The 12,633-nt window shown below is 58.4% G+C and carries 12 protein-coding genes; 6 read left to right on the top strand and 6 right to left on the bottom strand.

The window, feature by feature from the left end; genetic code table 11:
* Positions 1-135 precede the first annotated feature (135 nt).
* The 4 genes from J3351_RS01420 to J3351_RS01405 form a co-directional block, all read right to left on the bottom strand.
* The gene (locus tag J3351_RS01420; RefSeq protein WP_207696953.1) at positions 136-1,722 is read right to left on the bottom strand and encodes a mannitol dehydrogenase family protein; all 1,587 of its coding nucleotides are present in this window, start codon (positions 1,720-1,722) and stop codon (positions 136-138) included.
* A gap of 8 nt (positions 1,723-1,730) precedes the next feature.
* A complete protein-coding gene (gene uxuA, locus J3351_RS01415) occupies positions 1,731-2,831 on the bottom strand; it encodes a mannonate dehydratase (protein WP_005931401.1) in 1,101 nt (366 codons plus the stop codon).
* 226 nt (positions 2,832-3,057) lie between these two features.
* Positions 3,058-3,744 (bottom strand): GntR family transcriptional regulator, encoded by a 687-nt coding sequence (locus J3351_RS01410; protein ID WP_097773519.1) that lies wholly within the window; start codon positions 3,742-3,744, stop codon positions 3,058-3,060.
* Positions 3,745-3,881: 137 nt separating this feature from the next.
* Positions 3,882-4,526: a phosphatase PAP2 family protein gene (locus J3351_RS01405; RefSeq protein WP_156065607.1), complete on the bottom strand. Its 645-nt coding sequence runs from the start codon at positions 4,524-4,526 to the stop codon at positions 3,882-3,884.
* A 189-nt stretch (positions 4,527-4,715) separates the two neighbouring features.
* Here J3351_RS01405 and J3351_RS01400 point away from each other — a divergent pair, with 189 nt between their 5' ends.
* The 6 genes from J3351_RS01400 (at position 4,716) to J3351_RS01375 (ending at position 10,349) form a co-directional block, all read left to right on the top strand.
* Positions 4,716-5,621 carry a Cof-type HAD-IIB family hydrolase gene (locus J3351_RS01400; RefSeq protein WP_156065609.1) on the top strand — a complete coding sequence of 302 codons (906 nt, stop codon included), beginning with the start codon at positions 4,716-4,718 and terminating at the stop codon, positions 5,619-5,621.
* A 174-nt stretch (positions 5,622-5,795) separates the two neighbouring features.
* A complete protein-coding gene (eda, locus tag J3351_RS01395; protein WP_097770432.1) occupies positions 5,796-6,758 on the top strand; it encodes a bifunctional 4-hydroxy-2-oxoglutarate aldolase/2-dehydro-3-deoxy-phosphogluconate aldolase in 963 nt (320 codons plus the stop codon).
* Between the two features lie 93 nt (positions 6,759-6,851).
* Positions 6,852-7,877 (top strand): sugar kinase, encoded by a 1,026-nt coding sequence (locus tag J3351_RS01390; RefSeq protein ID WP_005931436.1) that lies wholly within the window; start codon positions 6,852-6,854, stop codon positions 7,875-7,877.
* A gap of 26 nt (positions 7,878-7,903) precedes the next feature.
* Complete coding sequence (kduI, locus tag J3351_RS01385; protein ID WP_005931438.1) at positions 7,904-8,752, top strand: 5-dehydro-4-deoxy-D-glucuronate isomerase; 849 nt, start codon at positions 7,904-7,906, stop codon at positions 8,750-8,752.
* Between the two features lie 62 nt (positions 8,753-8,814).
* Positions 8,815-9,615, top strand: coding sequence for a gluconate 5-dehydrogenase (locus tag J3351_RS01380; protein ID WP_117504564.1), 801 nt, complete (start codon positions 8,815-8,817; stop codon positions 9,613-9,615).
* Between the two features lie 245 nt (positions 9,616-9,860).
* Complete coding sequence (locus J3351_RS01375; protein WP_005931443.1) at positions 9,861-10,349, top strand: hypothetical protein; 489 nt, start codon at positions 9,861-9,863, stop codon at positions 10,347-10,349.
* A gap of 101 nt (positions 10,350-10,450) precedes the next feature.
* Here J3351_RS01375 and J3351_RS01370 read toward each other — a convergent pair whose 3' ends face one another.
* Positions 10,451-11,332 (bottom strand): aldose epimerase, encoded by an 882-nt coding sequence (locus J3351_RS01370; protein ID WP_207696952.1) that lies wholly within the window; start codon positions 11,330-11,332, stop codon positions 10,451-10,453.
* Between the two features lie 76 nt (positions 11,333-11,408).
* Positions 11,409-12,633: UxaA family hydrolase (locus J3351_RS01365; protein WP_207696951.1), on the bottom strand; the 1,225-nt coding region annotated here is incomplete at its 5' end.

Here is a 12,633-nt window from a genome sequence, read left to right as displayed (position 1 = left end):
TATTATTGCAAATCGCTCTCCAAATGTAAAGAGCCATGCGCTCCGCCATGCCGGAAAACAAAAAAATCCCGCGCTGCGGCAAAGCAAAACGCAGCGCGGGAACGAAGATAGCTTAATTCAGGATCGTGTCAGCGCTCAGCGGGCGACAACGTACTTGTGCAGGGTCTTGCGGACTGCGCCGTTGCCAGCGTACAACTCCTTGACCATGCCCTCGATCTGCTCACCCAGGCCGACCTCGTACAGGTCAACACCGAACACATCGGCACGGCTGTACAGGTTCTTCAGGCAGCTGAAGTCCTGCTCGCCTTCCTTGACCTCCAGAGGAGCCACGATGGCCTGCAGTTCAGCCAGCATCGGATCGGGAGAGATCTCGAAGGCCTTGCCGTTGTCATCAATGCCCTTCAGGTAGCGGGCATAACCTGCCAGCACCAGGGGGATCAGCACCAGGTTGGACTTGTCCAGACCGCGTGCCTGATATGCCTTGATGGTCTCGCCGAAGCGGATGGCCAGCTTCTGAGAGGTATCGGTAGCGATACGCTGGGGAGCATCGGGCATGAAGGGGTTGGGCAGACGGCGGTTGATGACAGCACCGATGAACTCGTAGGGGTTCAGGACACCGGGATCAACGACCACGGGCATTGCCTCGATATAACCGATCTTCTGGATGAAGGAACGCAGATCCTCGTCGGCCATCTCGGCGCTGATGAGGGTGTAACCCAGCATGCAGCCGTAGATGGACATTGCGGTGTGCAGGGGGTTCAGGCAGGTGCACACCTTCATCTTCTCGATCTTGTCAACGGTCTCGCGGTCGCAGTACAGCACACCGCCCAGCTCCAGCGGAGGACGGCCGTTGGTGTAGTGATCCTCGATGCACAGGTACTGGGTCTCCTCTGCGTTGACAAAGGGAGCAGTAAAGGTGTGCTTCTCGGTCACGATGGTGTAGTTGTCCTCAAAGCCGTCCTTGGCCAGCATATCCTGGACCTTTGCGTCGGGACGGGGGGTGATCTTGTCGATCATGCTCCAGGGGAAGGTGATCTTGGTCTCGTCCTGAACGTATGCCAGGAACTCAGCGGGAACCAGACCCTGCTCGACCCACTTGGAAGCATAGGCGTGGACAGCGCTCTTGACCTTGTCGCCGTTGTGAGAGCAGTTATCCATGCTCTGAACGGTCAGGGGCAGCTTGCCGGCCTTGAAGCGCTCGTACAGCAGAGCGGTGACCTTGCCCATGGCCAGAACGGGGGTCAGGCCGCGCTCCAGGTCAGCAGGAGCAACGCCGTAGCCCTTCTCGGTGATGGTGAAGGAGATCATCTGCAGGCTGGGATTCTGGAAGATCTCGACCAGACGAGCCCAATCCTTGCCGAAGGAGTAATCAGCCTTCAGGCTCTCAGTCACGGAAGCAATGACCTTCTTCTCGATGTCGCCGGTGGACTTCAGGCAGACCAGCAGGCTCAGGTTGTCGTAGGGCTGGTAAGCCTTGTCGATGATCTCGTAGTCAAAGCTCTCAGCAACGATGACACCGCGGTCATACTTGCCGCTGTTCAGGGCCTCGTTCAGGATGGCAGCGGGGAAGGCACGGAAAATATTGCCTGCGCCGAAGTGCACCCAGGTGGGCTCTGCGTGGGTCTTGGCCTTGACAGCCTCCACGTCAAACTTGGGCAGCTCGTAGCCCTTTTCTGCCCACTCGGCGGACAGATTGCCGTTCTTGATATCAGACAGCTTCATAATAGTACTCAGCCTTTCTTTTTCTCTTCATCCAGACGATCCAGCAGGTCCCAGACACCCAGCATGTACTGGATACCCAGAGCACGGTCATACTTGCCGTAACCGGGGCGGCAGTTGCCGGGGCCTTCCTCCCACAGCTGACGGCCGTGGTCGGGGCGGATATAGCCCTCGTAGCCGCAGTCATGGTAGGCGCGCAGGATCTCGATGATGCCAGTCTCGCCGCAGCAGTCGCGGTGAGCAGCCTCGGAGAAGTCGCCATTGGGGAAGTGGTGGATATTGCGGATGTGAGCAAATGCAATGCGGTCGCAGTGCTTGCGGACGATCTCGGCAACATTGTTGTTGGGGTTTGCGTTCAGGCTGCCGGAGCACAGGGTCAGGCAGTTGTACTCGTCGTCCACCATGCTCAGGAAGCGGTCGATGCTCTCAGCATCCACCAGCAGGCGGGGCAGGCCGAAGATATCCCAAGGGGGATCGTCCATATGGATAGCCATCTTGATGTCGCACTCGCGGCAGGTAGGCATCAGAGCTTCCAGGAAGTACTTCAGGTTCTCCCACAGCTTTTCCTTGGTGACAGGGGCATAGGCCTTGAACAGCTCGTCCAGCTTTGCCATACGCTCAGGCTCCCAGCCGGGGAAGGTCATGTTGTACTTCTCGGTGAAGCCCAGGATGTAGTCGGCCATGGCCTTGTAATCGTCCTGGATCATGTCCTTCTGGTAGAACAGAGCGGTGGAGCCGTCGCCGACGGGGTGGAACAGATCGGTACGGGTCCAGTCAAAGATGGGCATGAAGTTGTAGCAGATGACCTTGACACCGAACTTGGACAGGTTGCGGATGCACTGCTTGTAGTTCTCGATGTACTTGTCGCGGGTGGGCAGGCCGATCTTGATGTCATCGTGGACATTGACAGACTCGACCACGTCCATGTCGAAGCCGTAGGCGTGGATCTGATCGGCGACCTTCTGGATCTCGTCGATCTCCCAGATCTCACCGGGCATCTTGTTGTGCAGTGCCCAGACGATGCTGGTCACGCCGGGAATCTGCTTGATGTCGTTGAGGGTGATGGGATCGTTGCCCTCACCGTACCAACGCCAACCCATTTTCATAGGCATAGTGGGTTCCTCCTTGTTTGTTGCTTTGCTTCTTAAATGCCGCGGCGGATGCCGTGGCACATTCTTGTTTATATTCTAATATATCAGTTTCAAATTGGCAATTGACGTTTTGACAAGTTTTGATGTTTTTTCTTGTATACTTTACACAAAGAAACGGCCACACATGGGATTTTGCCCCCATCCGGCCGCAAAATACACGCCTTTGGCAGTTTGACGAAAGAAATTTTTACCAGGTATCACCGTTGCCGATAAAATAATCCGGGTGGGCGGCACGGGCCTGATCCACACTGAGCTTATACCGGTGCAGATGTTCACTCAGCGCCCGGCTCACATCCTCCTCCGTGCCGTGGAGCACAGCCTCCAGGATGCGGGTGTGGGCACCACAGACCGATTTGTTCTCATCCGTCTGCAGGCTGAACTTACGCAGCCGCTCGATGTGCTGAAAGGTGGAAAGCATGTGGTCAAAGTGTCCCTCCATGCCGCAGAGCTCAAAGGCGCGGCGATGGAAGGCGTTGTCCAGATCCAGCATCCGGGTCTCACGGTTTTCAGCCTCCGGGTGGCTTTCCAGCACACGGTACTGCTCGATCAGCAGCCGGTAGGCTCTCTCCTGCTCGCCGGTCAGGCGGCCCCGGATATGGTTCAGAAGCTCTTTTTCCAGCGTGAAGCGCGCAAACTGCTCCATCTCCATCAGCTCCAGATCAATGGGGGCCACATAGGTGCCGCTCTGGGGCTTGATGGTCACCATGTGGGCAATGTTGAGCATGATCAGCGCTTCCCGCATGGGGGTGCGGCTGATGCCCAGTTCCTGGGCCAGCTCGTGGTCGTTCAGTTCATCCCCGGGTTTGAGCTCCATGGTGATGATCCTGCTGCGGATGGTTTCGTAGGCTGCCTCGCGGGCGCTCCGAACTGCCATACTGTCTTCGCTCCTTTTGTGCTTCTGCACGCCTGTTATCTTTGTGTTTTACTAATATATCAGTTTCATTTTTATTGTACTCCACACACTTTGTCCGCGTCAATTGGGAAACTGCCAAAATTGAGAACTTTTTCTTGTCAATCCTGCCGCTTTTTCCACGGGCCGTAAAGGATCACGCCCCACACAGCCGCCAGCGCCAGACCGCAGACCACGTCAATGATGGAATGCTGCTTGGTGAACACGGTGGAAGCGCAGATGAGCGCTGCCCACACCCAGGCCGCTGCTTTGAGCCAGGGGCGCTGCTTTGTCAGCGTGCTGCCCGAAAAGGCAATGGCCATGCAGGCCGTGCTCTGGCAGTGGATCGAGGGGCAGACATTGACCGAGGCATCTGCTTTCCAAATGAGCTGCATCAAAGTCATGGCAAAATTCTCCCGGCCGATGGCTTCCGCCGTGGGGCGGATGTCAAGGCCGTTGGGCAGTACCATATAAATAATGAGGCAGAGCGTCATGCCCGAGAACATCATCAGGCAGAGCTTGTCATAGCTGGCGGTGTCGAACCACCACAGCAGGGCCGTGACCGCCGCCAGCAGCACGAACCAGCTGCAGTACGGGAAAATGAACCACTCGTTGAAAGGGATGAGGTCATCCACCGGGGAGTGGATGATGTATTTGGGGTCAGTGATGGTCAGATCCAGCCAGAAGAACCAGATGAGGTAGATCACCCAGTAAGCCTGATACCACAGGTGGGGCTTGAGCCGCATGCGCAGAGTCTTTGCGTTCATATTCTTTTCTCCTATAAAATCACTCGCCGCATAGCGATTATTTTAACACAGAACCAGCGCTTGCGCAAATATTATTTATGGGATAAAATAAGGGTATCAGTCTCTCCGTCACCTATCGCGGCAGCTCCCCTGGCAGGGGAGCCATGTTTACGCTGCTGCCGGAGAGGTTCTTAAATCAAAGGAGAAACTATGTCACCTTCTACCCCGATCCGTCTTGTCGCCCTTGATCTGGACGGCACCCTGCTCGATTCCCAGAGCCAGATTTCCCCCCGCACCCGGCAGGCCATTGCCGATGCCGTCGGGCGCGGGGTCATCGTGCTGCCCTGCACCGGGCGGCCTCTTGCCAGCCTGCCGCCGTTGGTGGCGCAACTGCCCGGCATCCGGTACGCCATCACCACCAACGGTGCCGCTGTCTGGGATATGGGCACAGACCCGCTGGGTGCCGTTTACAGCCGTTACTCCGATGCCATCCAGCGTCCGACCCATGAACCGGTTCTGCTGGAACGTCATTGTTTGCCCCCGGAAACCGCCCGGGAAGTGTTTGCCCTCTACCGGGAATATCATGGCCCACTGAGCATTTTTTCGGACGGGCGCTCTTATTTGGACGGTACCGGTATGGCCCTGTTTCAGGACCGTCATATCCAGCGCCATTCCACCGAGGCCAGACAGCCGGACGATGGCCGTACCCATGTTGTGCGGGATCTGGACGAATGGATGAGCCGCCACGCCCACGAAGTGGAAAAATTCTGTATGTTCTTCGACAGCATCGAGATCGCACAGGCCGCTCTCGTCCGTTTCCGGGCGTTTCCCGGCATCGAGGCCGTACAGGGTGCCCCGGACAATGTAGAAGTCACCGCCGCAGGGGTGGACAAGGGTACCGCCCTGCTGGCTCTGGCCGACCGGCTCGGCATCCCCCGGGAGGCCACCCTTGCCATCGGCGACAGCGACAACGACCGCGCCATGCTGGCCCGGGCCGGTGTGGCCGCCGTGATGGCCAACGCCCTGCCCGAGATCCGGGCACTGGGGGATATCGTCAGCACCCGCGACAACGACCACGACGGCGTTGCAGAGCTGTTTGAGCGGCTCGGACTGTGACCGTTGGGCATTTTTGTGCAATGTATACAAGCTCTTATGCAAAACATTGTGCTTGTTGAGCATTACCAAAAGCGGCCGGGTCGTTTATACTAATACTGTGAACGTATGGTGGGGAGAGTGTGCCCATCCGGCCCTGCCCCGCCCTGAGTGTCAAATAAAAAGGAGAAATGCGTTATGAATCCCATCGTTGAAAAGGTCTATCAGATCGGCATTATCCCTGTTATCGCCTTCAACAGCGTGGACGAGGCCCTGCCCCTGTGCAAGGCTCTGGCCGAGGGCGGCCTGCCCGCAGCCGAGGTCACCTTCCGCACTGCATGTGCTGAGGAGTGCATCCGCAAGATCCACGAAGAGATGCCCGAGATGCTGCTGGGTGCAGGCACTGTCCTGACCTGTGAGCAGGCTGACCGTGCAATGGCAGCTGGTGCTTCCTTCATCGTTGCTCCCGGCTTCGACCCCGAGGTCTGCAAGCACGTGATCGACAAGGGCGGCATTATGATGCCCGGTACCGCTTCTGCCGGCGAGATGCAGCAGGCCATGAACATGGGCTGCGAAGCCCTGAAGTTCTTCCCCGCTGAGGCAAACGGCGGTGTCGGCATGCTGAAGAACATCGGCGCTGCCCTGAAGGGCGCACGCTGGATGTGCACCGGCGGTGTCAACGCAAAGAACGTCAACGATTACCTGGGCTACGACCAGATCTTCGCTGTCGGCGGCACCTGGATGTGCAAGAGCGATGTCATCAAGGCTGGCGATTGGGCAAAGATCACCGCTCAGAGCAAGGAAGCTGTTGACACCATGCTGGGCCTGCGCCTGCACCATGTCGGCATCAACACCGGCAACGAGGAAGAGGCCATGAAGGTCGCCACCCTGCTGGGCGGTCTGCTGAACATGAAGGTCGCTCCCGGCAACTCCAGCATCTTTGTGGGCAACAAGGAATTCGAGATCATGAAGAAGCCCGGCCGCGGCACCAATGGCCACATTGCCATCGCCTGCAACAACGTTGACCGTGCCATCTATCACCTGTCTCAGCGCGGCGTGAAGTTCGATCTGGACAGCAAGAATGTCAAGAACGGCAAGACCATCGCCTGCTACTTTGCTGACGAGATTGCCGGCTTTGCAATGCACCTGGTTCAGGCCTGAGTTCCTGAGCATTTCCACGGCGTTTCCCGCCGCACCGGTCCACCCTGCGGCGGGTGATATAAAACACATCTGATTATAAAGGAGTACACCACAATGAAAGTCGTTACTTTTGGCGAACTGATGGTCCGTCTGCAGCCGTTCAACTATGAGCGCTTTGTCCAGGCTAACAGCCTGGAGTTCACCTTCGGCGGCGGCGAGGCCAACGTTGCTGTTTCTCTGGCCAACTACGGCCTGGACGCAGCTTTCGTCACTAAGCTGCCCGCACACGCCATCGGTCAGGCCGCTGTCAACAGCCTGCGCCGCTACGGCGTTGACACCAGCATGATCACCCGTGGCGGTGACCGCGTTGGTATCTACTACAACGAGAAGGGCGCTTCTCAGCGTGGTTCTGTCTGCATCTACGACCGTGCCAACAGCGCTATCCAGCTGGCACAGCCTTCCGATTTCGATTGGGAGAAGATCTTCGAGGGCGTGGATTGGTTCCACTTCACCGGCATCACCCCGGCTCTGGGCGAGAATGTTGTCGAGATCTGCCGCGAGGCCTGCAAGGCTGCTAAGGCTCACGGCGTGAAGATCAGCTGCGACCTGAACTACCGCGGCAAGCTGTGGACCCGTGAGCAGGCTCGTGCTGCCATGACCGATCTGTGCCAGTACGTTGATGTCTGCATCTCCAACGAGGAGGACGCTAAGGACGTGTTCGGCATCGAGGCCGAGGCTACCGATATCTACGGCGGCAAGCTGAATGCTGAGGGCTACAAGAGCGTTGCCAAGCAGCTGGCTGACAAGTTCCACTTCGAGAAGGTCGCTATCACCCTGCGTGAGAGCCACAGCGCATTCGACAACGGCTGGAGCGCTATGCTGTACGACGTTGCTTCCAACGAGTACTGCTTCTCCAAGAAGTACGACCTGCACATCATCGACCGCGTTGGCGGCGGTGACTCCTTCGGCGGCGGCCTGATCTACAGCCTGCTGACCGGCAAGAGCACTCAGGAAGCTGTTGAGTTCGCTGTTGCTGCTTCTGCTCTGAAGCACTCCATCGAGGGCGACTACAACATGATGACCGTGTCCGAGGTCGAGAAGCTGGCTGGCGGCGACGGTTCCGGCCGTATCCAGCGCTAAGCAAGCGTTACAGGAGGTCGTCCACAATGGATATCCGTTATTCCTGCAACCAGAAGGATTTCAAGCGCTACACCACCGAGGAAATGCGGGACGAGATGCTCATCACCGGCCTGTACAAGGCAGATGAAGTTGTTGCTGTTTACAGCCATGTGGACCGCATGGTCACGCTGGGCTGTATGCCGGTGCACGAGACCGTGTCCATCGACAAGGGCATCGACATCTGGGCAAACTTCGGCACCCACTATTTCCTGGAGCGCCGCGAGATCGGTATGTTCAACATCGGCAAGGATTCCACCGGCATCGTGGTGGCTGACGGCGTGAAGTACGAGCTGGGCTACAAGGACTGCCTGTACATCACCCAGGGCACCAAGGAAGTGACCTTTGCTTCCGCCGATCCCGAGCACCCTGCCAAGTTCTATATGGTGTCTGCTCCGGCACACTGCGCTTACGAGACCCGCCTGATCAAGATGGCCGATGCAAATCATCGTCCTCTGGGCAGCGTGGAGACCTGCAACAAGCGCACCATCAATCAGTTCATCCACCCGGACGTGCTGAAGACCTGCCAGCTGAGCATGGGCATGACCGAGCTGGACCCCGGTTCCAACTGGAACACGATGCCCAGCCACACCCATGAGCGGCGGATGGAGATCTACACCTACTTTGAACTGCCCGAAGGGCAGGTGGTGTTCCACATGTGCGGTGAGCCTACCCAGACCCGCCATATCGTGATGCACAACGAGGATGCTGTCATCAGCCCCTCCTGGAGCATCCACAGTGGTGTCGGCACCTCGAACTATACGTTTATCTGGGCTATGGGCGGCGAGAACATGGAGTTTGACGACATGGACAACATCGCTACCACCGACCTGCGCTAAGCACAAACCAGACCCCGCACCGGCGAACCGGCGCGGGGTCTTTCAGTAAAGGAGTTCTACTTATGGATCTTACTGCATTTGATCTGAAGGGCAAGGTTGCCCTGGTCACCGGCGGCGCACACGGCATCGGCTTCTCCATTGCCGAGGGCATGGCAAAGTGCGGCGCTACCGTCTGCTTCAACTGCTCCAACGAGGGCAGCCTGGAAAAGGGACTGGCCGCCTACAAGGCTGCCGGCATCGACGCGCACGGCTATGTGGCCGATGTTACCGATGAGGCTGCCGTGAACGCCATGATCGCCCAGATCAAGGCTGATGTCGGCCCCGTGGACATTCTGGTGAACAACGCCGGTCTGATGAAGCGCGTGCCCATGATCGAGATGAGCCACACCGATTTCCTGCGTGTCATCGACGTGCACGTTGGCGGTGCCTTCAACTGCTCCAAGGCTGTTCTGCCCGATATGATTGCCAAGCGCGAGGGCAAGATCATCAACATCTGCTCCATGATGAGCGAACTGGGCCGCGAGACTGTCTCCGCCTACGCTGCCGCCAAGGGCGCACTGAAGATGCTGACCCGCAACATCGCCTCCGAGTACGGCGAGTACAACATCCAGTGCAACGGCATGGGCCCCGGCTACATTGCCACCGCTCAGACCGCTCCCCTGCGCGAGATCCAGCCCGATGGCAGCCGCCATCCCTTCGATACCTTCATCTGCGCCAAGACCCCCGCAGGCCGCTGGGGCACCCCCGAGGACATGGTCGGCCCCTGCGTGTTCTTGGCCTCCCATGCTTCCGACTTTGTCAACGGCCAGATCCTGTACGCTGATGGCGGCATCCTGGCTTACATCGGCAAGCAGCCCAAGTAAGTAAAGCACCTCGAAATAGAAAAGACCCTCTCCGTCATTGCTGCGCAATGCCGCCCCTCCCTTTTGGAGGTGCTGGCGGGCATCAGCAGGACGGAGAGGGTCTTTGTCATACTTTTCACACTTTTGTAAAGGATTTGTTATTGTATTCTTCGACACATCCTTGTATAATAGTTGCTTGTGGGCAGCCTTTCACGAGAGCTGCCCACGAGAAAAGATTTTCGTCACAAACAAGGAGAGATTACACAATGAAACTCAAGAATGTTGCTGTTGTTGCCGCTGCTCTGGCACTGGCTGTTGGTATGACCGCTTGCGGCGGTTCTGCTTCTTCCACCACCGCTTCTTCCGCTGCTTCTTCCGTTGCTTCTTCCGCTGCCGCTTCCTCTGAGGCTGCAAGCTCTGAGGCAGCTTCCAGCGAGGCCGAGGTCGAGCCCGCCGAGTACACTGTCTACAACACCACCGGCGAGAACGTCACCGATCTGTACCTGTACGTTGCCGGCTCTGAGGACAAGGGCGAGAACCTGGCTGCTGACGGCCTGGCTGACGGCGACAGCGTTGTGCTGACCCTGCCCGAGGACGCTGACAAGAGCGCTGAGTATGTCCTGGAGTTCACCACCGAGAGCGGCGACACCCAGAGCTTCGACACCCTGAGCTACGAGGTTGCTCCCATCTCCCTGCTGAGCGTTGATGCTGCTGCAGGTGCTACCCCCATCAGCTTCACCGCTCCGGAGCAGTAAAAAAACGCAGGCCTGAGCCTGTAACATAAAAACTCCCCTGCACTCCATTTTACCGGAATGCAGGGGAGTTTTTTGCGTATCAAAGGTTTCGCAGCGGGGTCTTAGACCTTCTCAATGGTGATGGTCCACTCGCTGGTCATGGCCTCATCGGGCTCCAGCACCTCGTGCTTGCCCTCTTCGTTCACGCTGTTGGCCCAGCCGTTCCAGGGCTCCATGCAAACGAAGTTTTCGGCATCCTGCTGCCACAGCACACCGTTGGTAAAGCTCTCATCGGCATTCACGGTGACCTTGTGGCCGTTGCCCTTATCCGTAAAGGTCATGGGGAACTCCACACCGGTCATCAGACGGATGGAGTTGTCAGAGCCTTCCTTGCGGGTCAGGGTGATCTTCTCAGGTGCGGCAGGCTGCTCACCCTTGGCATCCTCGGAGCAGGTGGCACACTTGATGTCAAAGTCCACATTCCCCAGAGCAGAGGCCACAAAGTAGGGATGATAGCCAAAGCTGAAGGGCATCGGAACATCGCCCTCATTGATGACGGTCATGCTCAGGAAAGCGGTGTTGCCTTGCAGGTTGTAGTTCATCAGGACAGTGAAATCGAAGGGGTAGAGGAACTTGGTCAGGGGGCTGGACTCCAGAATCAGGGTCACGCCGTCGGGACCGACGCTCTCCACCTCCCAGGGACACAGGTCAGCCATGCCGTGGATCTCCATGGGATAGGCCTGGCCGTTGAAGATGTGCACGCCGTTGTCGGGCTTGCCGCAGTTGGGGAACAGCACAGGGATGCCGAAGCGGGGGCGGTTGCACTCGCTGAAGTTGGGGCGGCGGGTCCAGATGTACTCGTCGCCGTCCAGGGTAAAGCCGGTGACCATGCCGCCGCGCTCGGGGGTGATGGTCAGGGCAGTTTTTGCCACGGGGTCGGTGATGACATACTGCTCAAAGCATGCGCCGCCCTCGGTGACGTACTGGGTGGTGATCTGGTTCATAAGTTGTACCTCCATATCATTTGATGCAAAAAGGCCGCCGTACGCGCAAAAAGCACGCACAGCAGCCATTTTTCAATTAAAGAACAACGCCATCCTTGAAGATGGAGATCTCGCGGAAGCCGTGCTTCTCGGCCTTGGTCTGCTCACCGCCTGCAACGCGGATGACCAGATCCAGCAGGTCGCGGGCGGCCTCGTCGATGGTCTTTTCACCGTCCGCGATGACACCGGTGTTGAAGTCGATCCAGCCGGACTTCTTCTCGGCCAGCGGGGTGTTGGTGGAGATCTTCAGGGTGGGAGCCGGGGCAGAGAACGGGGTGCCGCGGCCGGTGGAGAAGAGGATCAGGTGCGCGCCTGCGGCGGTCATGGCCGTTGCGGACACCAGATCGTTGCCGGGGCCGTAGAGCATGTTCAGGCCCTTGGTCACCACGGGGTCACCGTAGCCGATGACATCCATGATGGGGGCGGTGCCGCCCTTCTGGACACAGCCGCAGCTCTTGTCCTCCAGGGTGGTGATGCCGCCCTGCTTGTTGCCCGGAGAGGGGTTGTCGTAAACCACCTCGTTGTGGCTGATGAAGTATTCCTTGAAGCCGTTGATCATGTGCTCGGCCTTGACGAATACCTCCCTATTGATGCAGCGGTCCATCAGGAAGCCCTCGGCACCGAACATCTCGGGCACCTCGGTCAGGACGGTGGAGCCGCCGCGCTGACCCATCATATCGGAGAAGCGGCCGATGGTGGGGTTGGCGGTGATGCCGGACAGGCCGTCCGAGCCGCCGCACTTCATGCCGACCACCAGCTCGCTCACAGGGATAGGCTCACGCTTGAACTGACCGGCGTAAGCAGCCAGCTCCTTCAGGATCTCACGGGCGGCGGTGAACTCGTCGTCCACATCCTGGCAGGTCAGGAACTTGACACGGTCGTGGTCATACTCGCCCAGCTCTTCCACGAACTGATCGTGCTGCAGGTTTTCGCAGCCCAGATGCAGCACCAGAACAGCGGCGGCATTGGGGTGGCGAACCAGCGCGGCCAGCAGCTTGCGGGTCTGTGCATGGTCGTGGCCGGTCTGGCTGCAGCCAAACGGATGGGTAAAGGTGTACAGGCCCTCAATGGAGCCGGTGACCAGATCCTGGTTGTCGTTCACCATCTTCTTGGCGATGTCGTTGACACAGCCGACCGTGGGAATGATCCAGATCTCGTTGCGGATGGCGGCACGGCCATCCTTGCGGCGGAAGCCCATAAAGGTCTCGGGCTCCACCTTGGGCAGGGGGGCCAGGTCGGGGGAGGGGTGGTAGCTGGAGTCC

It is taken from the genome of Faecalibacterium sp. Marseille-Q0746 (assembly GCF_017377595.1).
Lineage (GTDB): Bacteria > Bacillota > Clostridia > Oscillospirales > Ruminococcaceae > Faecalibacterium > Faecalibacterium duncaniae.
This window is presented reverse-complemented; position numbering and strand designations above follow the sequence as displayed.